This is a genomic window from Niastella sp. OAS944, from assembly GCA_024809215.1.
GTDB lineage: Bacteria > Bacteroidota > Bacteroidia > Chitinophagales > Chitinophagaceae > Niastella.
On the sequence record JANUBW010000001.1, the window covers coordinates 342,082 to 368,536 of the forward strand.

Here is a 26,455-nt window from a genome sequence, read left to right on the forward strand (position 1 = left end):
CATCAGGTCGCCTGTCATCGGGTACTCCGAAATTCGTGAACCCTTGCCAATTGTCTATTGCACATGCCAATTGCCTATTGGCATACGGTTAAGGTTAGGTAATTAGGTAGCACCTGTACCATGAAGAGACAAATAAAACCTAACAAAGTTATTCGTTATAGCGTTGCCTTCTCGGTGGCTTTTTTAGTCGCGGGTATTGTTCTTCAACTCAATACCGAGCGAATAATTAATAAATCCCGTATAGCCAGCCGTGAAGCCATCGAATCATTCCACCTGCACAATAAACTCCAGAACATTGTTAAAAATGTTATTCTTACCGAAAGCCAGGTACGCGGTTTTGTAATTACCGGTGATAGCAATTTCATTATCGGTGTTGAGGATACACTTAATTTATTAAAATACGAACTGGCCGGTTTACAAAAGGCTTCTCAAAACCAATACAACCAGGCCTCGTTTTCGCGCCTTGCCTCACTTATTGAAAAAAGAATATCACTCAATAACGAGATCATCGACGTATATACCCGCTTAGGCAAAACATATGCTGAACAACGCATTTCAAGCAAGGCCGGCATTATTTTGCGCGACAGCATCACCGACCTGTCGATGCAGCTTGAAAAAGAATTATACGATGAACTGCAGGCAGGTATTAAAGAAAACAGAAGACGCACCCTGTATGTATTGTGGCTTAGCCGCGTACTTACCATTCTTGGCCTGGTAGGCATTATTGTTTTGAGCATACTGGTAATACGCCACTTATTGCGGCAACACCAGTTAATAAAAGACCTGAAACAATCGAATGATAACGAAACAGAAGCCCGCCATAACATAGAAAAGATCTCTGCCGAAATTCAGGACCTTTATAATAACGCGCCTTGCGGTTATCATTCTATCGATGAAAATGCACGCATAATAGCCATTAATGATACCGAGCTGAAATGGCTTGGGTATACCCGCGATGAAGTGATCGGCAAGTTATTTATATACGATATACTTGATGAAGAAACCGCCAAAAGCGTACGCGATAATTTTGCCAATTTTAAAAAAGTGGGCGCTGTAAGGGAACGGCGATTGACCATGCGTACAAAAACCGGGAACACATTTCCGGTTGTGCTGAACTCTGTAGCCGTTTATGATAACAATGGCAACTATGTTTCGAGCCGTTCAACCATTTATGATATTACTGAGCAACAAAAAACAGAGACCGCTTTAAAAGAGGCCAGGCAACAGGCCATTGAATCGGCCAGCGTAAAAGAACAGTTCCTGGCCAATATGAGCCACGAAATACGCACGCCTATCAACTCTGTTATTGGTTTTACCAACCTGTTGCAAAAAACAGGTATGACCGATGAGCAGAAACAGTTTGTAAACCTTATTCAATCGGCCAGTGAAAACCTGCTTACCATTATCAATGATATTCTTGATATTTCAAAAATAGAAGCAGGTATGCTGCGGATAGAAAAAAATCCGTTCAGCCTGCGGGGCCTTTGCAGTTCTATAGAAACCATGTTCTATCATAAGGCCCGCGAAAAGAACCTTAGCTTTTCATTATACATTCAGGACAATATACCCGACACCTTAACAGGCGATGCTGTTCGCCTCACTCAAATACTGGTTAACCTTATTAGCAATGCCATTAAGTTCACGCAAAAAGGCGGCATATTTATAAACATCTCCACCCTTACGCAAAACAACGATGAAGTAAGATTACGGTTCTCGGTAAAAGACAGTGGTATTGGTATACCTGCCGATAAACTCGATACTGTTTTTGAACGCTTTGAACAGGGTGAAACCGATACTACCCGTAAATACGGCGGCACAGGTTTGGGTCTTTCAATAGTAAGGAACCTGGTGCAATTACAGGGTGGCCATATTACCGTTGAAAGCGGCCCCGGCAAAGGCACTGAATTTATTTTTGAAATAAACTATTCGCTGATGCCGGTGGGCGAAGCTATGCTGGCCCCGGTAACAGATAAAACAGAGATCAGCGCCGGTGCGTTTCCCGATGCACGCATACTGGTTGTAGAAGACAATGCCATGAACCAGTTGCTGATAAAATTTACTTTCCAAAGCTGGAAGGTGAATTATGAATTGGCCGATAATGGTGCCAAAGCCATTGAATGGTTACAAAGGGAGAAATTTCATTTAGTACTGTTAGATATTCAAATGCCATTGATGGATGGCTATGCCACTTCGCAGGCTATACGTAAAGATCTTAAAAGCGATATTCCTATTATCGCTATGACGGCCCATGCGCTGGCAGGTGAACGTGAAAAATGTTTAAGCTTTGGCATGAACGACTATATTTCAAAACCCATTCACGAAAAAGAGTTGTATGGTTTGCTGGTAAGATACTTGTCGAACGACCGTAACAACAATATAGAAGCGCTGAAGAACGACCTGCACTATATTGATCTTAACTTTTTAGAAGATATGGTGATGAGCAATGGTGAATTTTTGCGCACCATTATAAAACAATTCCTGAAACAATTCCCCGGCGAAATGGAAACCCTTAAACATGCAGTGGATCAAAAAGACGCCCGCCAGGTAGCCACGCTTTCCCATCACATACAATCCACCGTTTCTATACTGGGTAAGAATACGCCCTTTTTTCAGCAGCTTGAAAAATTGGAGAAGCTGGCCAAGAAAAATACGGCCGCCCCGGTGCTCTCCAAGGAATATGATAAACTACACGATTACAAACACCAGTTATTACTGGAGGTGAACCAGCTTTTAACTTCTAAAGTATTCTAGCGTGAAACGGCAAACGTGAAACGTGAAATTTGCTCGCAATGGTTCAGCAAACTTTACGACCTTGCGCCGCCGAAATTCAAGCCGATTGCCGATTGCCGATTGCCGATTGCCGATTGCCGATTGCCGATTGCCGATTGCCGATTGACCTCACCGGGTAATTTCCGCCATTCGGCTATACATTTACCTAGTTCGCCGAAACTATTTACACAAGGGGTTTTCCTAACGTATTTTTGTGTGGTCAATACGAGGAAATACCCGCTGAAAAAACCCATAAAATAAATTAGTAATAAATTATTTTATATAGTTTTCCCCTAATCCCTAACACCGTAGAAATTCCTTGTCCCTTTAGCGTAGAAAATGCCCCGGCATAAATAACCCAAAACGAGTTAATGGTTAAGGCTTGATTTAGTTTTTGAAAAAGGGTGGACTGGTTAAGATGGGTTTATGTAGGTCCGTAGCGCATAAACGAACTTTTCATCTATAACAACCCGAACCGTAAGTAGCAAATAGCATTTTAGCTGGTCCGCCTTAATTTTATGCCGAACGCTTACCCCTAACCTCTAACGACCCCTTGTTTTGCAACAACCCTTGTGTATACCGTTTCGGTAGACCTTAAGAACCTGTCGTCCCCGATTTCATCGGGAAACACATTTCAGATCCGTAACCTGTTATCTGCTTCTGAAACCACCCTTAAGAAAACTAACTTAAAAGGACTGTTAATGTATGTTAGCAGTCCTTTTTTATTGGTTGAATCAGGCCCCCTCCAACTGTGAACTATAAACCAAGTAACTTATGAAAGTTCTATCACAGTAATTTCAGGTAATATACCTACCCGTCCCGGATAGCCAATAAAACCATATCCCCGGTTTACATACAATTTTTGATCGCCTGCTTCGTACAAACCGGCCCATCGTTTATACATATATTGAACGGGGCTCCAGCGAAAACCGGGCAGTTCAACCCCAAATTGCATACCGTGCGTATGACCGGCCAACGTTAGATCGATGTCGCCATATTTTTGAGTTACTTCGGCATCCCAATGGCTGGGGTCGTGGCTCATCAATATTTTAAAAGGATATTGTTCAGAACCGGGATAGGCCTCTTCCATTTTACCATATTTGCCAAAATTGCCTTTGGCGCTCCAGTTCTCAATACCCAATAGGGCAATACGGTCGTTGCCTTTTTCCAGCACCACGTGTTCGTTCATAAGCAAACGCCAGCCCATTTGTTTGTGCACCTGCTTCAATTGCTCCAGGTTCTCTTTTTTGGCTGCATGGCTTTCCCATTTTACATAATCGCCATAGTCGTGGTTACCAAGAGTTGAGTAAACACCCAGTGGGGCGTTCAGTTTACTGAACACGTCGATATAATCTGTCATTTCGGTGGCGCGGTCGTTTACCAGATCGCCGGTGAACAATATCATATCGGGCTTTTCTTTCAGTATTTTCTTAATGCCTTTTTCAACAGCTTCTTTATCGGTAAAACTGCCTGAGTGAATATCGGAGATGTGAACAATGCGCATTCCTTTAAAGGATGCGGGCAGGTTCTTAAAGTTCATTTTAAGCCGGTTCACCTGGTAGCGGTATTTATTACCAAAGCCATAAACCAGTGTGCTGAACAGGGTTCCGCCCACGGCCAATCCCAACCAGCTCATAAAAACAGAACGGGAAATTCCCGCCCCATCCTGGGCAACAACAGCAGCCGGTTTTTGAGCGAATTTGCTAAAGATCCAGGTTCCACCCCGGCGAAGATCATCAACGGCAAAAAAGAGCGCCGCTATTAATTTTGAAACGAAGAGACCGATCACGATAGCCCTTGAATAGGATACCAGCCAGCGCGGCCACGCGTCGGTGTTCATATAGGGCATTAATATAAAGTACACTAAACCCGAGATGGAAATGACCCAATAGCCAATTATGATGGCCATGCGGGCTTTTGAAGAGGCGGGTAACACTACCTGCAGGGCCTGGAAAATATAAAAGTCGAGCAGGGCCATAAGGCCCAGTAGAAAAAAGAAAAAACCTGAATTACGCATTGTTTCTTGTGTTGAATATGTTCGTTTGCCAGAGACCTTGTACCTACCGGAAGCCTTGTTGAGTATAGGTTTCCGAAGGAGGACGTACGATGTAAGAAGTATGAAGATCCAAACTGTATTTCTTACTTCCTACTTCTTACATCTTACTTCTGCCTCTTTAAATGAGGTAGACGAATCATAATCCCTAAAATTGTATGAATTCTTCAATTTGCGTTTCAATAGCCTTCATTGTACCGGCGTCGTGAAAATCGCCGGTGCCATGCATAACGTTATGAACCAACGAAATAGGCAGTTTATTGGGATGTACCACCACCCGCAGATAATGTAAAATACTTGTTAAATGCTCAAGGCCGCGCAAATTGCCGCCGCGGCCGGTAGCCACACCGGTAAGCAGGGCCTTCTTACCCCACCATGTTTTTTTGTAGTCAGAAATATCGAACATCAGCTTTAATACGCCGGGGATGCTTCCATTATATTCGGGAGAAATAAAGATGAATTTGGTAGTGGGCACCAGTATTTCATTTTCCAGTTGTACAAACTCAGGGGTTTTATCAATGTATTTCCAGCCTTCCAGCGAAATGAAATTCGGGGTAATATTTTTTGATTTAAAAACCTGTTGATAATGCCGGGCTACTTTTTCAGTATTGCTTCCCGGCCGGTTGGTACCGGAAACGATGGTATAAATTTCACTCATTGTATATTAAAATAACGAAGTACTGTGTTCTTGGTTTTGAATTTTTAGTTTTCTTAGCACACAAATCAAACTACATGAATTTAACTTATTACGGTCATTCCTGCTTCTCAGTCGACATCAAAGGTACAAAACTGTTATTCGATCCATTTATAACTCCTAACGAACTGGCCAGTAAAGTAATTGATGTAGATACTGTTGCTGCCGATTACATTCTGGTTTCGCATGGCCATGCCGATCATATTGCCGACTGCGTTCGTATTGCCGGCCGTACCGGCGCCAAGGTAATATGCAGCTGGGAAATTTACGAATGGCTGGGCAAACAGGGCATTTCGAACGTGCATCCCATGAATACCGGTGGTAAATGGAATTTTGGCGATTTTACCGTAAAGGTAGTAGTGGCGCAGCACTCATCGGGTTTGCCCGATGGAAGCTATGGCGGCAACCCGTTTGGTTTTATTGTTTACACTGAAGATGCCAATTTTTACTATAGTGGCGACACCGCCCTTACGCTCGATATGCAGCTGATACCCGCCTGGGCCGACCTGAACTTTGCCGTGCTGCCCATTGGCGACAACTTTACCATGGATGTGGCCGACGCCGTAGTAGCAGCCCAAATGGTTAAAGTAAAGCAGGTGATTGGCGTACATTACGACACGTTTGGTTTTATTAAAATTAACCACGAAGAGGCTAAAAAAGCCTTTGCCGATGCCGGCTGCACCCTTCATTTGTTAGAGATTGGAGAAGTGGTTGAATATGAATTGCGAATAGGACAATAACTAAGGGGATGAAAGTAATTTTCCGAGCCGTACCGTCATAAGTAGCGGGAAAATAACGGCTTGTAAAATATTAAAACATTAAATGCTGATAATAAGCCTAATGTAATAATTTTGCGTTCCAGTATGGAGCATCCTCCTTTTTTGGGGGATGCTTTTTATTGTTGAGTTTGATACAATTTTATTCACCTTCGGCCATATGCTCTGTATTGAATGCGGTAAATGAGTATATTGTCACCTAAATTTGCCCTTTCTACGGTTTAGGCACCGGAAAGAACGAATTGAATGTGCTGATTTTTCGTGTTTTTACGAAGGCATGGAAGCCGAAGCAAGTGAAACCAATTAAAAAATCCAACGGCCTGCCTGGCAGGCAGGAATGTAATTAATGACTATGGCCCGAGTAATTGGAGTAGCCAATCAAAAAGGCGGAGTTGGAAAAACCACTTCAGCCATCAACCTGGCGGCCAGCCTGGCCGTTCTGGAGTTCAGAACATTATTGGTAGATGCCGATCCGCAGGCCAACAGTACCAGCGGTGTAGGTTTTGATCTGCACAATGTTCAAACCAGTTTGTACGACTGTATGGTAAGCAGTACCCCGATGAAAGATGTGATCTTAAAATCGGAGATCCCTAATTTGGATATCATACCCTCGCACATTGACCTGGTAGGTGCTGAAATTGAAATGATCAACTATCCTAACCGGGAAAGTGTATTAAAAAGTTTACTGGAACCGGTGAAAGAACTGTACGATTTTATCATTATCGACTGTTCACCTTCACTTGGTTTAATAACCGTGAACGCCCTTACTGCCGCAGATTCGGTAATGGTTCCGGTACAGGCAGAATTTTTTGCATTGGAAGGTCTTGGCAAATTATTGAACACAATTAAGATTGTGCAAAGCCGTTTAAATCCTGACCTGGTCATTGAAGGTATATTGATGACCATGTACGACGGCCGTTTGCGTCTGTGTAACCAGGTGGTAAATGAGGTGCGCAAACATTTTGACGAAATGGTGTTTGATACTATTATCCACCGCAATGCCCGCATCAGCGAGGCGCCTAGCGTTGGTAAACCGGTGATCTTGTATGATGGTCAAAGTAAAGGGGCTGTCAACTATTTGAACCTGGCCAAAGAGATTCTGCAAAAGAACGACATGACGAAGATCAAGCAGGAAGAGCGTATATTAGAATAACAAACCATCATATACAATCAATGACCACCCCCAAACAAAATAAAGATGCGCTGGGTAAGGGAATTCGTTCCCTGTTGCAGAATATTGATTCTGACTTGAAAAACGCAGCTGGTAACCTGAAACAGGAGGTTGCCCAAACGGTTACTGCCATATTGCGGATCCCCATTGATCAAATTGAGCCAAACCCCCGTCAGCCCCGTCACGATTTCGATCAGCAGGCGCTGGAGGAACTGGCCGCTTCTATAAAGTTGCACGACATTGTGCAACCTATTACCGTTTCACAATTAACCACAACCGGTAAGTACCGCCTTATTTCGGGTGAACGCCGCTGGCGCGCATCTAAACTGGCGGGATTAACAGATGTTCCGGCATACATTCGCCAGGCAAACGACCAGGAGCTGCTTGAGCTGGCCCTGCTCGAAAACCTGCAACGTGAAGACCTGAATGCGGTGGAAATAGCCCTGAGCTATAAACGCATGATGGAAGAACTGAACTATACGCAGGAACAGGTGGCCGAACGTATGGGCAAGGAACGAAGCACAGTGGCCAACTATATACGCCTGCTGAAACTTCCGCCCGATATTCAGGTGGCCGTTCGTACCAACGTGATCAGCATGGGCCATGCCCGTGCGCTTATTAACGTTGATACGGTTGATAAGCAATTGTTCATTTTCAACGAGATCAAAAGCCGCAGCCTGAGTGTTCGGCAAACGGAAGACCTGGTTCGTAAAATGTACAAGAGCGGCACGGCTGCCGGTGTTAAGGAATCGGTAAAAAGCTCTCTTCCACCCGCTTATAAAAAAATTGAAGATAACTTAGCAACGCATTTTAGTACCAAGGTTCGATTAAATCATAACAAAAACGGGCACGGAGCTATTTCAATTGAATACTATTCAATTCAGGAACTGAATAAGATATTGGATCAGATCGGTGTCTCGGCATAAGTTCGCCTGCATGAAGCATGTTATCTTTGTTATTGCAATTATCCTTACAATACCAACGCTGGCAGTGTCACAGCATAAAGACACCCTTATTGTAAAAGATTCCACTGGTAAGGTAGTGGCCAGCTCAAAGGTGAAGAAGGGCTTGTGGAGAGATTCTGCCGGTAACCGCACTTTCGAACCACGCAAGGCGGCTATATATTCTGCTATTATGCCCGGCCTGGGCCAGATCTACAATAAAAAATACTGGAAAGCTCCAATTGCATGGGCAGCTGTAGGCATACCTATTTACACCTTTTTCTATAACCGTACCTGGTATAACCGTATCAGATATGCGTTGGAAGTTGGCGGTATGGACCCCGCAGACCCGGCCTATGCTGAGTCACTTGAAAAGGTACATGAAAAACTGCAAAGATTTGTAGTGGGTGGAAGAAGCTCGAGTTTATTGAACTACCGCAACGAATACCGCAGAGATATGGACTACTCCATTTTATTCACCCTGCTTTTTTGGGGTTTAAATGTTGTAGACGCCACTGTTGACGCCCACCTAAAAGGCTTTAATGTAAACGAAAACCTGAGTATGCAAATAAAGCCGGCCCTTCTTTCCAATTCAACTGTGGGGGTTAGCCTTGTGTTTAAGTTTGACAAGAATGGGCCGAAAAATTAATACCTTAGCGCTGCCAGTTCTTAGTTTTAAGTTTTTAGTTTATTGTTCATTGCCAATGTGCTGTACTAATAACTAATAGCTGAACTAATGAACCTGCCAACTCAACAGAGAACTAAGAACTAAAAACTAAGAACTAATATAGATGAAAATTGCACTGATAGGCTACGGCAAAATGGGTCATGCCATTGAAGAAATTGCATTGCAACGTGGCCATGAAATAGTTTTAAAAGTAGGCATTGAGAATATTGAGGACAATACCATCGAAAATATTAAGAAGGCCGATGTGGCCATTGAATTTACCGGTCCCGAAGTAGCATTCGATAACGTTATCAGGGTGCTCGATGCAGGCGTTCCGGTAGTAAGCGGTTCAACCGGTTGGTTGCAACGTTTTGAAGAAGCAAAAGCACATTGTACCAAAACCAACGGCGCCCTGTTGTACGCAAGTAACTATAGCGTTGGTGTAAACATTTTCTTCGCCATTAATAAAAGACTGGCTGAGCTTATGGCCCCGCACAAGGAGTATGATGTTAAAATGACCGAAATACACCATACCCAAAAGAAAGACGCACCCAGCGGTACGGCCATAACCCTTGCTGAAGGTATTTTGCAAGCGGTAGACCAAAAGAAACAATGGGTAAACGAAGCTTCTTCCAATAAAGCTGACCTGCAAATAATAAGCGAGCGGGTTGACCCAGCCCCCGGCACCCACGTTATTACCTATACTTCAGACATAGATGATATAGAAATTAAACATACAGCCCATAACCGCAAAGGATTTGCCACCGGCGCAGTACTGGCAGCCGAATTCATCCAAAATAAAAAAGGCGTGTACGGCATGAGCGATGTGTTAGGGTTGTAGTATAAGCCATACAAATAAGTAAAAGGAATATATTGTCAAATGATCCCGCAAATGCGGGATTATTTGTTTTATACCTTACAGCACCTGCGTTTTATAAATGGGATCTTAGTAATAAAAGCACTTTCTCTAAAAATTATAGACAAACCGGCTTCAAATTTTAATACCGCAATTAGACCAGACCAGCACAGTGGCTTATTTAAAGTTTGACATATCTCAATATTTATTTCAATTGAAGTTTCTTGTTTAGGATTTAAGTAAATTATAGTGCGATTTACCAAACTACTGCCTACATGAACTGTCAAAAACCGGATCATCCTTGCCATGCTTATACCTTTCCTGTTTCGCTACACATGGAATACGGCACCTCAGCTGGTCCGCCAATTATACCCTCCGCATTACCTTCATTTTCCCTCTTTTAACGTTTTACGGGCAGTGGCAGAAGATTTGATACTATAACATGTTGAAGCCTGTTGCAGTTAAGTCTTCGTGTAAAGCTAAAAGCCATCTAACCCATAACCTTTATCGGCTGAATCTTTAACCTGCCAAACATGAAACGAAAAAAGATTCGAATGGCTGTTGCAGAAGATCACCAAACGGTTATCGATGGCTTACTATCGTTGCTTCACAAACATGAATATTTCAAAGCAGTGATCATAACCACCAACCCCCAGGAGCTGCTTCGCCAGATGGCCTGCACACCCGTTGATATTTTATTTGCCGATGTAACCATGTTGTACAGGAATGGGCACGAACTGGCTCACAAAGTGAAAGATCTGTTTCCACGGGTAAAAATGGTGGCCCTGTTTGAAAAAGAACAGAATAACATTGTGAACACCATGATAGAGGAGGGATCTGTGTTGGGATTTGTTTTAAAAAGCACTGACAAACATACCATAACCAAAGCACTGGAAAACATGATTGAGCATATTTACACTAACGACAAAACCTTGAAAGAAATGCCTAGTCCTACTGTCCGCCTCAGAAAAGTAACTCCCGAAACAACTCATCTTACCGGCCGGGAGCTTGAAGTAATTCGCCTGATAGAACAGGAGTACAGCAACAAACAGATCGCCGAAAGGTTATTTATCAGCGAGCGCACCGTTGAAACACACCGTAAGAACATTTTCCGCAAAACTAAAACCACCAGCGTAATAGGGCTTATCAAATACGCCTACGTAAACAAGCTGGTTTCTATCAGGTAAAGTTAAAAATACATCATCGGGCATTACCCTACCCTTCCGGTAGCCTGGTTTACAACCGGTAACCGGCGGGCTTTTACATCCATCCAATTTGGATATCGGATGATAAATAAATTATTTTATCTTACGCCCTTATAGTTCCCACCCCGGCCGCCGGCTGCAAGGCTGGCAGAAGGGGTGGGAGCAATTACGTGTTTAAAAAGAAAATACATGCTATCTAAGAAAGCCCAGTATGCCTTTAAGGCCTTGATGTATATGGCTGATAAGAAAGACAATGAACCCATTCTTATAGCGGAGATCTCTAAAAAGAAACGCATCCCTCTGAAGTTCCTGGAAAACATATTGCTTGAGCTAAAGAAAGCCGGCATACTTGAGAGTAAGAAAGGAAAAGGTGGTGGATATTTCTTCAAAGTATCGCCCAAAGAGGTTCCCCTGGCTAAAATTGTGCGGTTGATAGACGGTCCTATTGCCATGCTACCCTGTGTAAGCCTTTACTTTTATGAACGGTGTAAGAACTGCGATGAAAAGCAATGCGGCCTGCACGATATGATGGTGCTGGTACGGGATGCCAACCTGCGGATTTTGGAGAAGAAAACCGTTGCCGACCTTACCAAAAAGATGGTATAAATCAACATTTTGTCAATCACCACCTATTTGTAAGGCATCCCCCATGCCTTACATCATAATTGCGTAGAGTTTCATACTTAAATTGTAGCTTTGCGCCCGAAATAAACATTCAAAAAGATATGTCTACACTCACCAAAAACATTGATTTTTCACTTCCCTATAAGGTAAAAGATATCAGCCTTGCAGAATGGGGTCGTAAAGAGATACGCCTTGCCGAAGCTGAAATGCCGGGTTTGATGGCGTTACGTGCTGAATATGGTTCATCGAAACCGTTGAAAGGCGCCCGTATTGCCGGCTGTTTGCACATGACCATTCAAACTGCTGTGCTTATTGAAACCCTTATCGCTTTAGGTGCCGAAGTAAAATGGAGCTCTTGCAACATCTTCTCTACGCAAGACCACGCTGCTGCTGCTATTGCCGCTGCCGGTATAGGTGTTTATGCCTGGAAAGGCCAAACAATTGAAGAAGCCGACTGGTGTATTGAACAAACCTTGTTCTTTGGCAGTGCCGACCGTCCGCTGAATATGATCCTCGACGATGGTGGCGACCTTACCAACATCGTATTCGATAAATACCCCGAGCTGGTTCAACACATCAAAGGTTTAAGTGAAGAAACCACTACCGGTGTTCACCGTTTGTACGAAAGAATGGCAAAAGGTACTTTACCTATCCCTGCCTTCAACGTAAACGATTCTGTAACCAAATCAAAATTCGATAACAAATACGGCTGTAAAGAATCACTGGTTGACGCCATCCGCCGCGCTACCGACGTTATGCTGGCTGGTAAAGTAGCTGTGGTTGGTAGTTATGGCGACGTAGGTAAAGGTTCTGCCGCTTCCCTGGCAGGAGCCGGTTGCCGCGTTATCGTTACCGAAATTGATCCTATTTGCGCTTTACAAGCCGCTATGGATGGTTTTGAAGTTAAAAAGATGATCGACGCCGTTAAAGAAGCCGATATCATCGTAACCGCTTCTGGTTGCCGCGACCTCATCACCGCCGCGCACTTTAAAGCAATGAAAGATAAAGCCATTGTTTGTAACATTGGCCACTTCGATATCGAGATCGACGTAGCATGGTTGAACAATAACTACGGACATACCAAAGACACCATTAAACCTCAGGTTGACCTATACAACATCGACGGCAAAGAGATCATTCTGCTGGCTGAAGGCCGCTTAGTGAACCTCGGTTGCGCTACAGGCCATCCAAGCTTTGTAATGAGTAACTCATTTACAAACCAAACACTGGCTCAGCTGGAACTGTGGACTAACAGCAAGAACTACGAGAACAAAGTATACGTTCTGCCTAAACACCTCGATGAAAAAGTTGCCCGCCTGCACCTGAAAAAGATCGGTGTTGAGCTGGATGTACTTACCGACGAACAGGCTGCTTACCTGGGTATACCCAAGGAAGGGCCTTTCAAACCAGAGCATTACAGATATTAATATCTACGGTACAATATATACAAACCCCTCTGCCACCAGGCCGGGGGGTTTTTGTATTATATAAGTCCATGGGCTTATAATTACTATTTATAAGCCTATAGACTTATAATTTGGCATTATAAGCCTATAGGCTTATATTTGTGATAAGAGGAAATAGTATATGGCTGCAGAAAAAGCAATAGTAATAAGCGGCGATATTGTTGGTTCGTCATTTTTAAAGCCCGGAAGCCGAAGGAAGCTGCAAGGCCTCCTCGATTTCTTTTTTGAACAAATGAAAGAAAGCCTTCCCGATCTTCAGGTACAGCAATACCGCGGTGACAGCATACAGGCAATACTTACCCGTAACCGTACACAGGCCTTACGTGTATCGTTAATGTTGCATAGTTATTTAATACAATATGCATTTAAAATGCGGCTGGCCATTGGAGTAGGTGATATAAAATTCAAAGGCAAAGATATTATCACCAGTGACGGTACCGCCTTTCAGGCCTCAGGCCCTGCCCTCGATGAACTGGTGAAAAGCGGCGAGCTTATAAGCATTGCCGGCGATGAACATTTTACCGCCGAATGGCAGGTACACAGCGCATCACTTAATTACTTTATTCAGCACTGGTCAATTCAACAATCAGAAGCAATGCATTTGCAATTGGGCAGCCTTACCCAGGAGGCTATTGCACAAAAATTAAAAATAAAACAGCCTGCAGTATATTACCGGCTGCAGGGCGCCGGCTGGGCAGTTGTTAATAAAATTCTCACCCGCTTCGAATCGGTTATACCAACCCTTTAATTTATATTTAAACGCTGAACGCATAATGCAGAACGCCCAACACTAAAGCCACAATAGGCATTGTCTTTGCGTTAAGCGTTTGGCGTTTAGCCTTAAGCATAAAATTATGGTAACCTTATTTCAATGGATATTCGCTCACCTCGTAGGCGATTTTTTATTGCAATCGCGCGCCATGGTGCGCCACAAACAACGATTGAAAGCCCGCTCCTGGATGCTTTATGCGCATTGCGCCATACACGGACTGCTTGTTTACCTGTTTGCACCCGGTTGGAATTTATGGATAGCGCCCCTGTTGGTAATGCTTACCCATTTTATAATTGATCTTTGGAAACTGTACCAGAGCGACAAAGTAGTATACTTTATAATTGACCAGGTGGCGCATTTGCTTACCCTGTTTGGTATATGGTGTGTGTTTGTGGCCCCTAAAGGCTGGGCGCCTCAACAATGGGTATCGGTTATGCATAATGAAGCAACCTGGGCCATAGCAGCCGGCTACCTCACAGTTACCTTTCCTCTATCACTATTACTGGCAAGCGCCACACAGCGCTGGCGACGCGAGGCCGAGGAACAAACCATGCGTTCATCGGTAAGCCTGAATGAAGCTGGTAAATGGATCGGTATATTTGAACGCATACTCGTATTCACCTTTGTGATCACCAGCCACTTTGAAGGCATAGGCTTTTTAATAGCCGCCAAATCGATCCTGCGCTTTAATGATATAAAAGGTACCGAAGCACGCAAAGAGGCCGAATACATTCTTATAGGAACGTTAATGAGCTTTTCGCTATCTATATTGATAGGACTTGTTGTAAGAAGTGTTATCCCGGCGCCGGCAGCCCCCGTTGTTCCTCACCTGTTCCCTTAGGCCGGCACTTTAACAAACAATTTGTAGCCCCTGCCGTTTTGTTTATAGAAACAAACCGGGGTTATATGAAAAATAAGATCATAAAATACAGCAACTTACTGTGGCTTGCGGTGATCGCTTTTGCGCTGTTTCCCCTAACTACCGAAGCCCATTGTAGAGGCTCAGAACTATGTATTCAAAGCACAAAGCGCCCTCCCAACAGGTGGGGCTACCAGGCAGCTCACCGGCGACTTTGACCTGCGCATTTCAAAAGATACTATCCTTAGCGATCTGCCTTACTTTGGGCGGGCATTTACAGCACCGCTGAACCCATCTGAAGGGCCTTTGCGTTTTACCTCAACCGATTTTCAATACGCTGTGTCCAACAGAAAAAAAGGTGGCTGGAATGTAACCATTACACCCAAAGATGTACAGGACCCACGACAGCTTACCATGAGCATTTTTGATAACGGTACAGCCTCAGTGGTTGTAACCAGTTATAACAGACAGCCAATTTCATTCAACGGTTACGTTACCGACAAAAAATAAATTATGTTCTTAAAGGGTTGCAGGTACACAGCAACCCTTTTCATTTCTCTTAACTAAGAGTTTGCATTTATCTGCTACAACATACTAACCCTCATTACTAACACTTCGGTTATTACCCGGTAATACACTTACTTATCAGTCTGTTGATCGGCGACAACTTCTTTACAGAAACATACCATCAGGTGATAATAATCATATGATATAACGCATTTCTGCGTTTACTTTACATGTACACACTGACTCTTACCTGTTCCTAGAAGTATTTTTATTTAAAATCTAATGCATCCCCTATGCTACAAACAAACCGCTCAACCCTTAACTTCTATGGACCCGATACGGCTGTTCAATTCCGCGAGGTCAAACTTCACAGCAGAAGCAATACCAACACATTACTTATTCAAAAGAACTTTCTTATAGATCACATCAGTGATGCCGTTGTATTTACCGACATGGACCTGCGTATCATTTACATCAACAAAAAAGCTGAACAGGTGTATGGCATAAAATCGAAAGCGGTAACCGGCCAGCCGTTCAGAGAGGTGATACAATACGACTACATGGACGATACGCGCGAGCAGGCGCTGCAAATACTACAACAAACCGGCCGTTGGCAGGGCAAGGTTGTTTACACCAGGGACGACAAACAGGTATTTCAACTTTTGGCTACTGTTACTTTTGCCCATAACGAAAAAAAGAAACGCGTTGGGCTGATAGCCACCCTGAAAGACATTACCGCCCAGGAACTCAGCAATGAAGCCGCCCGCAAAAACAAACTGGAGCAACAGAAAGAGATCAACCGCTTAATGATAAAGACCCAGGAAAACGAACGAAATGAACTGGGCCGTGAACTACACGATAACATAAACCAGATACTGGCCGCGGTAAAACTGCAACTGGAATTTAGTCTTGAGAACTACGATGAAGAAAAATGCACTGTTGAAAAATGCAAGAACAATATTGAAGAAGTGATCAGGGAAATACGCAACCTTTCGCACCGGTTGGTACTACCCCGTTTTGCAGAGACCAGCCTGATAGCAGAAATTCAAAAAACAATAGATAACATTGCGCAGCAGCAACCTGTTTATCTCAATGCGCATGGATTGAATGAAGCACTGCTAACCGATAATATAAAAGAAACCATTTACCGCATTATTCAGGAGCAGCTTGCCAATATCATAAGGCATGCCCGCTCAAAAAAAGCAGTGATAAAATTGTATAATACCGACACAAGCTTATTCCTTTCTATTGAGGACGATGGGGTTGGTTTTAACACCAGCCAATTGCGCAAAGGAGTAGGCATTACCAATATACTGAACCGGGTTGAGATCTATAACGGCTCGGCATGCATATCATCTTCACCTGGTAAAGGATGCCGGTTAGATGTTTCAATACCGCTAAACGCCAAAGGCTGAACGCTGAACTTCGCGAGCAAGCGTTAAGCGTTTAGCGTTCTGCCTTATGCGTTTTATAGCCAGGTTGCTTTATACCCCTTGTTGGCTTTCTCTTTGATCAGTTTATCTTTTTCAAGCTGGGCTGTTGTTTCCTTAGCAAAGGTTTTAACATGCACCTGCCCTTTTGTTCCTACCCTTCCATACCGAACAATGAGTTTGCAACCATCGAGCGCTGCTTCCCAAAAGCGGCTGGTTTCCCCTTCTGCATTAACAAGCCGGTGAAATGTTAAATGATCATAGGGTGTTGCCGGTCCTTCGGGTTTTGGTGGCTCAGCCTTTACTTCAGGTTCAACCCCTGCCGTTTCAGTTAATTCCCCGGCGGCAATAGCTTGCGCTTCCGCGCCTTCTGCTTCAACAATTTTCTCCTCTTCGGGCTCCACTTCCTGATGAAGTCGTTTTATTATTTGCTCCAGTACCCGCTCGGGTTGGCTTAACCAGTCTTTTGCAAATACGTTAATGGTTCGCCAGTTGAAAGTTTGCAAAATGGCCGGGCGCTGGTAATACTGCTCCAGCAGGTTCTCATTTTTATAGTGCCGGTCATCGTCAATCAAAATACTAAGGCTATAGGTAGTATCGGTTGGTTTTGCTTTTACAGCCAGCGAACATTTAAAATCGCTTTGCCCTACCTGTTCAGCCACCTCATACCCTTTCTTTTCCAACTGTTCTTTTATCTGTTGCAGAATAATGCTGTCTGCTTTTGATTTTGATCTGTCTTTTTTATGCAGCACCAGGCTGTCTAAAATGGTACGGGCCGAACGCATATCGCCACAGCTTACCAGTTCGCTATACTGTAAAAAGCGTTTAAAGTAATTAGCGCCTTCGTTGTACTCATTTGTAATATGATTGTGTCTTATGCTGCTTACTACCGCCATATGCTTTTTAGCGCGGCTGAAAATTACGTTCAGGCGTTTTTCACCACCCTTCTTATTGATAGGGCCAAAATTCATGATCATTTTTTTACGGGAGTCAAATCCATAACAAACGCTCATGATGATAATATCGCGTTCATCGCCCTGCACATTCTCCAGGTTCTTTACAAATAAACCGGTGAACTGGTCTTCCTCGGTACGGCTCCAGGCATCTTCCAAAGCCTGTTCAAACGCTTTATCTTTCGACGCCAATTGCGTCAATGCGTTTTCAATGGCTTCCTGCTGCTCCTGGCTAAAGGCCACAATACCTATACTTTCCTTTACTTTCCGTTGCAACAGGGTTTTTACCATAAAGGCTATATAATCGGCCTCATCGGTATTGATGCGCTTTTCATATACACTATTGGGCAAAAAGTGGAAGCTGATACTGCGATCGAACAGGGCGTCCACATGTTTGGTTGCCTCCTGCGGCTTTGTTACCTCAATTGATTTCTTTTCGGTATGATGAATGGTCTTATCGGGAATAGTAAGCAGGTTGGCCTCATAAAAGGCGTGGTTGCTAAAGCTAATGAGTGTTTCAAAACGGCTGCGATAGTGCCAGCCAAGCATTACGTTGTTCAGCTTTCTGGCGCCCTGTATCAGCAGGCTGTCGGCATCATTGCTTAACAGCTCATCATCATTATCGTCATTGTATACTTCCAGGTCATCGGGATCTTCGGTGCGTACAGCAAAGAAATTGGTAGGCGGCATTTGTTTATCATCACCAACAATAATGGTTTGTTTGGCGCGGTACAATGCAGGTATGCCCTCTTCCAGCGTTATCTGGCTGGCTTCGTCAAAGATCACCACATCAAAGAAATCAATATCAACCGGTAAGCTGTCACTAACACTTAACGGGCTCATTAACCATACCGATTTCAGGTCCTTCAACACCAAACCACTTTCTTTGGCCGACAGTTCGCGAATACTTTTAAAACGAATGCTTTTATTGAATTCATTCTCCAGGATCTTGCGGCCTTCGGTGTAGTTCTTTTTAAACTCCCGTTGCTCGGGCGACAGCTGGCTGCTTGCGATATTGCTCAATTCCACATTGTTCAAAAACCGTTGACGTACGGCCGCCCTGATATAATCGGCATTTACCTTCAATAACTGTTTATAACAATGCTGTATTTGCCGCACCGCCTTTTCAATGGCGTGCATATCGGTATTGGCAAACGGTTTATTGTTCTGGTAAACGTGCGCCAGTGTTTTATTGGCCATGCCCGCTTCGGCCTGCAAAGGCGTAACCGGCACTTTTCTTAATACCTCTTTTACCGATTCGGGCAATTCTGAATACTCACGCAAAGCAGGTAACAGATCGCTCAGGCTTTCGGCATTCATACTAATGCTTTCCAGCTCGTCGTAAATTTCGCTTACCGGTTTGGTATCATACTCATTCAAACATTGTTGCAACTGAACCTGCAGCTTTTGCATGTTCTGGTTCAACTTGCTCAGCTTCGTTACCAGTTGATTTGCTTCGGTATGATGCAGTAAATAATCAATTTCCTTATCGCCTTTTCTGGTCCTTATGCGCTCTATGCTTAAGTGAGTAAGGTCAACATTATCTACTTTATATTGCTGTTGCAGGTAGTGCCGTTCCATGGCTACCATGTTAGCCGCATCGTATTCTTCTTTTAGCTGTTGTAAAACAGTTGTATAACCGGGGTGCACGGCATGTTGTGAAAAGTCGTAGCATTCGTCGATCTTATTCTTCAGCCTGTTCCATTTGCTGTTAAGGAATTTAAAGAATGTATCCTCATGTTTGGCAGCCAATGGAATGGCAGCCAGCATATCCTGTTCACTCAGCTTGAACTTCCAGTTCTTATTACGATCTTTTATTTGTTCATAAAGCTGTTGTTGCTGTTTGTATAAATGAACGCCTTTATCGAATTTTCTGGCCGCTTCATTGCCTTCATCAACCAATGCCAGGTTATCGGTTTCGGCCAATGGGTTCAAAACAATGGCAACCTGTACCAGGTTCTTTATTTGCTCTAACCGGTTGGTATGTTCGGGCGGAATATTGTTTTCCCGCACAACAGAAGTAATATCTGTAAGCAAATTGCGGCTATGCAACAACAGGTTCTCTAAAACCGTTTGCGGGTTTTCATTGCTGAAAATGCTTTCATTTATTTTGCTGAACGGGTGTTCGGCAAACGTAGGTTCGGCACCGGTTTCTTCCAGCGCATTGCTCAGTTGCTGAATAACATTTCCAAACTCGAGCCATTCTTTATAATGCGGCAATGCATCGGTTTCTTTTACCGAACGGGTAACAAGGTGTTCTTTTAATTCAACCACCCTTTCGAGCAATTTTCTGAATTCAATGCCGGCTTGTTCGGGAATGGCGGTATGCGTAGCATGAAACTGTTTTAACAATTCCAATTGTTCATTGGTTTGTTTTAACAAGGCGCCCCGGCTACTCTGGATCCTTTCCAGGTCCATTTTATTTTTGGTGAAATCTTCGTAGGTTTCTTTCAGGTTCCGGATAAACTCTTTTTTATCACCCAGGCTATCGTGAATATAACAACACAATTCATCGAGCCCCTGTTGCTTCAGGCGGTGATAAACCACATCGAGCGCTGCCCGTTTTTCGCACACGAATAAGATGCTATGGCCTCGGGCTGCAAAATCGGCAATCAGGTTGGTAATGGTTTGACTTTTACCTGTTCCCGGTGGGCCCTGAATAATATAACTTTCCTTTTCACGGCTTTTTAAAATAGCGCGCGTTTGTGTTGGGTCGGCAGTAATAACATGATACCAGTCATCGGTATTGTTCATCTCCTGCGTTGCCTCACTGGAAGGTTTTGGCTTGTTGCTGAACAGTTGTTCAAATACCTCATTGGGCACCTGGTTGTCAATTACAAAATTGTAATCGCGCACCAGGCTCATTTTCTTATAATTGAAATTGCCCAACACAATATTACACATGTCAAAATCCCAGCTATACGGATTGCCTTCGCTTTCTGAAAGCTCAAACAGCGGCCTTCTTTTATCGGCTATACTTTCCGTTAGTTGAGAAGGTACAATACGGGCATCTTCCTGCCCTAATGACTCCAGAAAGCCACGTTTAGGTTCTACCCGTTGTTTGAATATTTCGAGCCCCAGCGGTTTGTATTGCTGCTGCTGGTAACTATAACCAACATCTTTATAATTGCTCAATTGTTTACCCGAACGCTGTAACCGCTTTTTAAAATTGGTAACGGTTTGTTTGGCTTCATTGTGCACCAGCCTTATCCGCGGCTTTTGAATATAGTTTAAAACAATACCCTGGTTGGCCGCATCTATCTGGCTTTTCAGCAACTGATAGAACTGTTCGGGTGTCATTTCATCAAGATCAACAAAATCGGGCAGCTCAATACCGTACAGCTCTTTCAGGTAGCTGGCCAGTACGGGGTTCACCTCAGCCACATTATCGGTGATCTTTAAAATATAATGGTCTTCTTTCAGCTTTTTGTTCTTCTTTAATTCGGCCGGCACCAGCAACAACGGGCTTTGTATCCTTTCTTCAGGATCTTCTTTCAGGTTATGCCAGTTAAGGTATACGATCACCAGCTTCAGCTGGCTAAAGCCATACTCCTGAATATCGCGTTGCGCTTCTATTCGTATTTTATCGAGCGAAGAAGGCAGGTACAAATGATCTTCAAAACGCAGGTATTTATTTAGAATGATCTCCTTCATTCCTATTACGCGTTCGCTGATCTCTTTGTTCCAGGTAAATAATAATTCGGGGCGAATGCTTTGATAATGCAGCACCATAGGTACACTGCTCACCGTTAGGTTTACAAACCGCATATTAGGTTTGTAATACAATAAACGGTTACGCCGGCTGGTATCGAATAAGCGGTTGCGAAGTTTATTTAAAATAAGCTGGTTGCGGTTGGTCAACGATTTATTGATCCAGCCGGCTATATTACTAAGGTCGGTTTGCTTTTCGGGATCATAATCGCGGTAATGCTGCAGGCGGTTTACGATATCATACAGGTCCTGTATACGCTTTTGCCTGCTTAGCTCCGTCATTTCAGCAATTAATGAGCTAATTGTGGGGTGAATACGATGATTGTATAAGATGGGGTTGCTGCGGTATTTTGCAAACAACGCCAGGTCTTTTTCTTCATTTAAATTCAAACCCAGCGCCATACTGCCTAACACGCAACCCAGGCAAAAAATATCGGTAAGTTCATCGTGGTGCCCCAGGTTCATTTCAAAACAACGGTACCCGGGAATAAAGGCGGGATGGGTAAGCGTTTCGTTACCATTCAGGTGAATTTGTACATTCTCTACCGATACGGCACTATCGTCGATCTCCAGTCCGGGCTTTGTATTGCCCAACGGATCATAATGCCGCGACTTATGTCTTTCAAATAAGGCTACCACTTTACCAATAGCATTCATGGGCTTGTGGGCTGCCCGTTCATCAACATCGAGCCGGTTATCGGTAATGAACAATGCACTCTCGTTTTCAAACGGAGCTACAAGGCCGGCCTCGTGAAAGCTAATTACTTCTTTACACAAAGGCAGCACAAATGCTATTACATCATCGGTGGCATAGTCTCCATTATCGAATGCTGTTTTCAGAAATTGCCTGAATGATTGAACCTGTATCGACATATTTCAATGGATTAAGATCAGTATAGTATATCAATTATATTTTCTGTGGCAAGCGGCTATTGAACGGGCGCTTTTTCTTCGTACACCTGTTCTTTTTCCCCTTCTTTTATTTTGTACCAGGCGGCCATTGTTTTTTGCTTATGTGTTTGCAGCTTTTTATCGGTGAGTTGTAACTCTTTTTTAACAATGGCGTCAAACACCTCATTCAATTGCAGGTTTTCGGCAAATTGAAAAGCCCAGCCAAAAGGCATTTGTTCCAGTTCGCCATCAACCAACGCAAAATCGAGCATAATATAACCCAGGTAATCTTTTATGCTGGCATGCGATGCACTTATCATTTCAACTAAATCCTCTTCCAATGTAATAGAATCATCGTAAGAGAAATCGTCAAAGTATTGTTTTGCCAGGCCGGTAACCAGGGCGCTCCTGAACCAGGTTGGCTTTAATAGTAACTGCATGAACTTTCGGGTAAGCACCAACAGGTCTTTCTGTTTAAATACATCGAGCTGATCGAGATCCGTCATGCCTTCTATCATACTAATGATCTCTGGCTCGGCTGCCTCCTGTTTTTCGTGCCACAGCTGTATAGCTCTGGCTCTTATGAAATTCTCGGGGTGCGAAACAGTAGCTGCTTTTACACCGTTATCATTAGAGAAGATCTCTTCAGCCTGCTTCACATAGCTTTCAGCACTTACTTTATCTAACCCGGTGGCAATTTTAACCAGTGAAGTAATTACCGGTTTTGTATCACCCACCACGGTGTATGCTCCACGATCGCAGAATATTTCGGTATACAACCTGTATAAACGGGCTGTTTCATAATAGGCCGCATCACTGTTATAATTACCCGCAATGGCCATTATGATGCGTTCGGCTGTTTCCAGTTCGCCCTGCAGCATGCCATACAGCTTTATATGAGTAAGTTCATGCGCCAGTATGGCCAACAGTTCATCTTCATCTAACAACTGCGTAATACGGCCACTAAAAACAATATGCGCTTCATTGTTGAGGAAAACAATGCTTGCATTTATTTCATCGGTATACTGGGCCTGATAAACAGTAACAGGTAATTGCTGAAGCCCTAATTTTTCTTTTGCTTTATTAACTTTCTCATAAATGCCCGCATCGGCCTGCTCGTCGAATTTGTAAGTATTTTTTAACAATTCGGTTTTATATTGGGCCAGCTGTTCTTCTTTTGTTTTTACCGCAGCAAAGAAATTCCAGGTTGTTGCCTGCTGAGCAAAATGATCCCGAACTTTCAGGTGGTATGGAAGCGCTTGTAACATATATTGGTATATATAGTATAAAAGAATTAATATTTTGGGAACAAACAACAGCCTTTAACGGCTAAGGATATTAGAAAGGGACAAACAGATCAGCAACTTTTTAATCTTTTGGTACAGGTTAACTTGTAATAATTTCAAATACTATGCCTTTTTTATGAAACGTGCTGTTCTATGATTTATTTGCACCCCCACAGAAATTATGATTTTTTTGTGCAAAACAACCCATTCTTCGACACAATAGTCCGTTTCATCTATTTGTTGGCACCAATGTAATTCATACCACATACCTTCAGTGTGAGCGGCCAAGGGGGTGTACAACTTTTACCAGCAAGTGACTTTTAACATAATCCAAGGGTAGCCCCTGGAAGCCGCTCTTTTTCTGCAACGGCAATAACCTGCCCGAACCCACAACAGATTCAAACAGGTACTAACGTAATAGAAGGTTTGTTTTTGTAAAAGTTTAATGAGGTCAGCAATCACTACCCGCAGGTTCCTGCATATCGTGCAAAACTTTTTGCAGTTCTACAATGGAGCTTAATTTAGAAACAAAAGCATGAGCACCGGCTTCAAGCGCCCGCTCTTCTTCTCTTCTTGTATTGGTAATTGAAAATGCAATGATCTTTATATCGGGCCACTGTTCTTTAAGCGCAGCAATGGTTTCATAACCATTCATCACCGGCATATTGAGGTCGGTAATACAGATATCAGGTATTTTACCAATTGACAATTGTCTTAAAAGATCTCTTCCATGAATGGCTGTGAGTATAACATCATATCCCCACAGTGAAATGATCTCCTGAATACTGTTCCTTATAACAGAAGAATCGTCAACCAAGGCTACCTTAATCCCATTACTATTCATAACTACAAAAATTAAATGATCTCCTTGCCGGTTTACGGATTAAAATCCTATTAATTGCAATAGAGAATTCAAAAAGTACAAATTCCTTTACAGGTTCAGGTCTTTACAGGTTTAACCGGATAATTGAAGGTGAGGATAAAATAGACGGTTAAATGGCAAGAATACTTTCTGACACAAAAGTAATTTAGTTATAGAGCTATCAAATAAATGCAGGCGTTTATAACCAACAAACCAATGTTACTACTTTAGAAAAATACGGGTTTCTATTTATCAATGCGAGTATTGTCGTTGTGACACTTTTTTAATAATTAACAAAGCCCTGTTAGTTACCCACAATTCAACATTACGTTATTGTTAATTAAAATTTTTAAGGTAATCTTGCTGCGCTGAATCGTTTTCTATGAAAAGTGTAATGAATTAAGTGCTTATGAATTCGTGTATTCATATGGAAAACGATTACCCCAACCATACAACCACCCAGCTGCTTATACAGCACATTAGTGAAGCTGTAGCAAAAAGCTTTAGCACGCCCAATCAGTATGGCGATGCCATTCTTCTTTTCAACACCGATCTTCTTTGTATTGAAGCTAATATAAATGCCTGCCAGTTAACAGGCTATAGCAAAAATGAATTGCTGACCTTACATTTATCCGACTTACTGCATATAGATGAGTTACAACAGCCAATACCAGATATCAATACTTTAAAGGCCGGTGGTAAATTGGTATGGGAAAGAAAAATGCGGGCAAAGAATGGTGCAACCTGGTATGCGGCCTTTACACTGCAGGCAATACCTAACAATCAAATTCTTGCACTTGTAAGCGATATTACCAAACATAAAAAAACAGAACAGGCTTTAAAGCAAAGCGAAGAAAGGCACCGGCTGCTTTTTCAGGAAAGCCCGTTGCCCATGTATATAATTGATCTTGAAACATTTCACTTCCTCGATGTAAACGAAGCAGCCCTTATTTCTTACGGCTATTCTAAAAAAGAATTCCTTTTATTACGGGCGCTTGACATTAGGCCGGTTGAAGACTTTGAAAAATTCTATTCCCAAACGCCTACTATAAGTTCGGGACTGGTAAGCATGGGTTTGTTCAGGCACAAAAAGAAAGACGGTGCTATAATGGATGTTGAAATGTATTCGCACGATTTTCTTTACAATGAAAAATTAGCACGCCTGGTGCTGGCCATCGATATTACCGAAAAGTTGGAAGCCACCAGGGAGTTTCGCAAAAACACTACCCAGTTACGCGAACTGAGTGATCACCTGTTGAACATCAGGGAAGCAGAACGTACCAACATAGCCCGCGAAATTCACGATGAACTGGGGCAACAGCTTACCATTTTAAAAATGGATGTTAGCTGGATACATCAAAAGCTACAAAGGCATGAAGACGGCCCCCTGCTGCAAAAAACAGCAGACACCCTGAAGCTGCTAAATGAAACTATTAAAACCGTACGGCGTATAGCTACAGAGCTGCGGCCCAGTATGCTCGACGACCTGGGTCTTATTGAAGCTATTGAATGGCAAAGCAAGGAATTTGAAAAAAGATCGGGTATTCATATCTCATTTAAATCTGGCACAACGCCATTACCTGTATCCAGCGCAGTAGCCACCTCCCTGTTCAGAATATACCAGGAAGCATTGACCAATATTGCACGTCATGCCAATGCTAAAAACATCTTTAGCACGCTAAAGCTTAATAACAACCAGGTAATTCTAACAATAAAAGATGATGGTATTGGCTTCGATATGCAGACGTTGGGCCTGAAAAGAACATTAGGGCTGTTAGGAATGAAAGAACGCACATTAATGATAGGCGGGCATTTTGAAATACAAAGCAAACCGGGAGAAGGAACAACGATTGTAGTTACCACTTCTGTACAACCGGAAGAACAGCCGCCAAAATTGCAACCAGGTCAATAAATAATGAGATAATCCGTTTATGCTATATAAATACCATTAATCAAAGGATA

At 43.1% G+C, this 26,455-nt stretch carries 19 protein-coding genes; 14 read left to right on the plus strand and 5 right to left on the minus strand.

Annotated features, from left to right (window positions below):
* The first annotated feature begins 120 nt into the window (after nt 1-120).
* Complete coding sequence (locus tag GGD38_RS01365) at nt 121-2,751, plus strand: ATP-binding protein (RefSeq protein WP_375299826.1); 2,631 nt, start codon at nt 121-123, stop codon at nt 2,749-2,751.
* Between the two features lie 790 nt (nt 2,752-3,541).
* On the opposite strand, the gene GGD38_RS01370 is transcribed toward GGD38_RS01365, so the two are convergent.
* A complete protein-coding gene (locus GGD38_RS01370; protein WP_375299825.1) occupies nt 3,542-4,786 on the minus strand; it encodes a metallophosphoesterase in 1,245 nt (414 codons plus the stop codon).
* Nucleotides 4,787-4,970: 184 nt separating this feature from the next.
* Nucleotides 4,971-5,480, minus strand: coding sequence for an NADPH-dependent FMN reductase (locus GGD38_RS01375; protein ID WP_375299824.1), 510 nt, complete (start codon nt 5,478-5,480; stop codon nt 4,971-4,973).
* 74 nt (nt 5,481-5,554) lie between these two features.
* Between GGD38_RS01375 and GGD38_RS01380 the strand changes: the two genes are divergently transcribed.
* The 12 genes from GGD38_RS01380 (at nt 5,555) to GGD38_RS01435 (ending at nt 16,775) form a co-directional block, all read left to right on the plus strand.
* A complete protein-coding gene (locus GGD38_RS01380; protein WP_375299823.1) occupies nt 5,555-6,256 on the plus strand; it encodes a metal-dependent hydrolase in 702 nt (233 codons plus the stop codon).
* Between the two features lie 388 nt (nt 6,257-6,644).
* Nucleotides 6,645-7,445 carry a ParA family protein gene (locus GGD38_RS01385; protein ID WP_375299822.1) on the plus strand — a complete coding sequence of 267 codons (801 nt, stop codon included), beginning with the start codon at nt 6,645-6,647 and terminating at the stop codon, nt 7,443-7,445.
* Nucleotides 7,446-7,465: 20 nt separating this feature from the next.
* The gene (locus tag GGD38_RS01390; protein ID WP_375299821.1) at nt 7,466-8,389 is read left to right on the plus strand and encodes a ParB/RepB/Spo0J family partition protein; all 924 of its coding nucleotides are present in this window, start codon (nt 7,466-7,468) and stop codon (nt 8,387-8,389) included.
* Between the two features lie 10 nt (nt 8,390-8,399).
* Nucleotides 8,400-9,053 (plus strand): DUF5683 domain-containing protein, encoded by a 654-nt coding sequence (locus GGD38_RS01395; protein ID WP_375299820.1) that lies wholly within the window; start codon nt 8,400-8,402, stop codon nt 9,051-9,053.
* 142 nt (nt 9,054-9,195) lie between these two features.
* Nucleotides 9,196-9,912: a 4-hydroxy-tetrahydrodipicolinate reductase gene (gene dapB / locus GGD38_RS01400; protein ID WP_375299819.1), complete on the plus strand. Its 717-nt coding sequence runs from the start codon at nt 9,196-9,198 to the stop codon at nt 9,910-9,912.
* A 548-nt stretch (nt 9,913-10,460) separates the two neighbouring features.
* Complete coding sequence (locus GGD38_RS01405) at nt 10,461-11,114, plus strand: response regulator transcription factor (RefSeq protein WP_375299818.1); 654 nt, start codon at nt 10,461-10,463, stop codon at nt 11,112-11,114.
* 207 nt (nt 11,115-11,321) lie between these two features.
* The gene (locus GGD38_RS01410) at nt 11,322-11,738 is read left to right on the plus strand and encodes an Rrf2 family transcriptional regulator (RefSeq protein ID WP_132568144.1); all 417 of its coding nucleotides are present in this window, start codon (nt 11,322-11,324) and stop codon (nt 11,736-11,738) included.
* Nucleotides 11,739-11,857: 119 nt separating this feature from the next.
* Entirely contained in the window at nt 11,858-13,183 is a 1,326-nt protein-coding gene (gene ahcY, locus GGD38_RS01415) for an adenosylhomocysteinase (protein ID WP_375299817.1), read from the plus strand.
* A gap of 160 nt (nt 13,184-13,343) precedes the next feature.
* Complete coding sequence (locus GGD38_RS01420; RefSeq protein WP_375299816.1) at nt 13,344-13,970, plus strand: hypothetical protein; 627 nt, start codon at nt 13,344-13,346, stop codon at nt 13,968-13,970.
* Nucleotides 13,971-14,076: 106 nt separating this feature from the next.
* Complete coding sequence (locus GGD38_RS01425; protein WP_375299815.1) at nt 14,077-14,835, plus strand: DUF3307 domain-containing protein; 759 nt, start codon at nt 14,077-14,079, stop codon at nt 14,833-14,835.
* A 150-nt stretch (nt 14,836-14,985) separates the two neighbouring features.
* Nucleotides 14,986-15,363 carry a DUF4251 domain-containing protein gene (locus GGD38_RS01430; protein WP_375303724.1) on the plus strand — a complete coding sequence of 126 codons (378 nt, stop codon included), beginning with the start codon at nt 14,986-14,988 and terminating at the stop codon, nt 15,361-15,363.
* Nucleotides 15,364-15,653: 290 nt separating this feature from the next.
* Nucleotides 15,654-16,775: a PAS domain-containing protein gene (locus tag GGD38_RS01435; protein ID WP_375299814.1), complete on the plus strand. Its 1,122-nt coding sequence runs from the start codon at nt 15,654-15,656 to the stop codon at nt 16,773-16,775.
* Nucleotides 16,776-16,828: 53 nt separating this feature from the next.
* Here GGD38_RS01435 and GGD38_RS01440 read toward each other — a convergent pair whose 3' ends face one another.
* From GGD38_RS01440 to GGD38_RS01450, 3 genes are all read right to left on the minus strand, one after another.
* Nucleotides 16,829-22,327: an AAA domain-containing protein gene (locus GGD38_RS01440; RefSeq protein ID WP_375299813.1), complete on the minus strand. Its 5,499-nt coding sequence runs from the start codon at nt 22,325-22,327 to the stop codon at nt 16,829-16,831.
* A gap of 56 nt (nt 22,328-22,383) precedes the next feature.
* Entirely contained in the window at nt 22,384-23,613 is a 1,230-nt protein-coding gene (locus tag GGD38_RS01445) for a M48 family metalloprotease (protein WP_375299812.1), read from the minus strand.
* 469 nt (nt 23,614-24,082) lie between these two features.
* The gene (locus tag GGD38_RS01450; RefSeq protein ID WP_375299811.1) at nt 24,083-24,475 is read right to left on the minus strand and encodes a response regulator; all 393 of its coding nucleotides are present in this window, start codon (nt 24,473-24,475) and stop codon (nt 24,083-24,085) included.
* Nucleotides 24,476-24,902: 427 nt separating this feature from the next.
* Here GGD38_RS01450 and GGD38_RS01455 point away from each other — a divergent pair, with 427 nt between their 5' ends.
* A complete protein-coding gene (locus tag GGD38_RS01455) occupies nt 24,903-26,405 on the plus strand; it encodes a PAS domain S-box protein (RefSeq protein WP_375299810.1) in 1,503 nt (500 codons plus the stop codon).
* The last annotated feature ends 50 nt before the right edge of the window (nt 26,406-26,455 follow it).

Excerpts from the sequence above, each read along its gene's own strand:
- GGD38_RS01445 (WP_375299812.1), bottom strand. The coding sequence starts at position 23,613 with ATGTTACAAGCGCTTCCATACCACCTGAAAGTTCGGGATCATTTTGCT.
- GGD38_RS01370 (WP_375299825.1), bottom strand. The coding sequence starts at position 4,786 with ATGCGTAATTCAGGTTTTTTCTTTTTTCTACTGGGCCTTATGGCCCTG.
- GGD38_RS01425 (WP_375299815.1), top strand. The coding sequence starts at position 14,077 with ATGGTAACCTTATTTCAATGGATATTCGCTCACCTCGTAGGCGATTTT.
- GGD38_RS01440 (WP_375299813.1), bottom strand. The coding sequence starts at position 22,327 with ATGTCGATACAGGTTCAATCATTCAGGCAATTTCTGAAAACAGCATTC.
- GGD38_RS01390 (WP_375299821.1), top strand. The coding sequence starts at position 7,466 with ATGACCACCCCCAAACAAAATAAAGATGCGCTGGGTAAGGGAATTCGT.
- GGD38_RS01410 (WP_132568144.1), top strand. The coding sequence starts at position 11,322 with ATGCTATCTAAGAAAGCCCAGTATGCCTTTAAGGCCTTGATGTATATG.
- GGD38_RS01435 (WP_375299814.1), top strand. The coding sequence starts at position 15,654 with ATGCTACAAACAAACCGCTCAACCCTTAACTTCTATGGACCCGATACG.
- GGD38_RS01450 (WP_375299811.1), bottom strand. The coding sequence starts at position 24,475 with ATGAATAGTAATGGGATTAAGGTAGCCTTGGTTGACGATTCTTCTGTT.
- GGD38_RS01455 (WP_375299810.1), top strand. The coding sequence starts at position 24,903 with ATGAATTCGTGTATTCATATGGAAAACGATTACCCCAACCATACAACC.
- GGD38_RS01405 (WP_375299818.1), top strand. The coding sequence starts at position 10,461 with ATGAAACGAAAAAAGATTCGAATGGCTGTTGCAGAAGATCACCAAACG.
- GGD38_RS01395 (WP_375299820.1), top strand. The coding sequence starts at position 8,400 with ATGAAGCATGTTATCTTTGTTATTGCAATTATCCTTACAATACCAACG.
- dapB (WP_375299819.1), top strand. The coding sequence starts at position 9,196 with ATGAAAATTGCACTGATAGGCTACGGCAAAATGGGTCATGCCATTGAA.
- GGD38_RS01365 (WP_375299826.1), top strand. The coding sequence starts at position 121 with ATGAAGAGACAAATAAAACCTAACAAAGTTATTCGTTATAGCGTTGCC.
- GGD38_RS01385 (WP_375299822.1), top strand. The coding sequence starts at position 6,645 with ATGGCCCGAGTAATTGGAGTAGCCAATCAAAAAGGCGGAGTTGGAAAA.
- ahcY (WP_375299817.1), top strand. The coding sequence starts at position 11,858 with ATGTCTACACTCACCAAAAACATTGATTTTTCACTTCCCTATAAGGTA.
- GGD38_RS01420 (WP_375299816.1), top strand. The coding sequence starts at position 13,344 with ATGGCTGCAGAAAAAGCAATAGTAATAAGCGGCGATATTGTTGGTTCG.
- GGD38_RS01375 (WP_375299824.1), bottom strand. The coding sequence starts at position 5,480 with ATGAGTGAAATTTATACCATCGTTTCCGGTACCAACCGGCCGGGAAGC.
- GGD38_RS01380 (WP_375299823.1), top strand. The coding sequence starts at position 5,555 with ATGAATTTAACTTATTACGGTCATTCCTGCTTCTCAGTCGACATCAAA.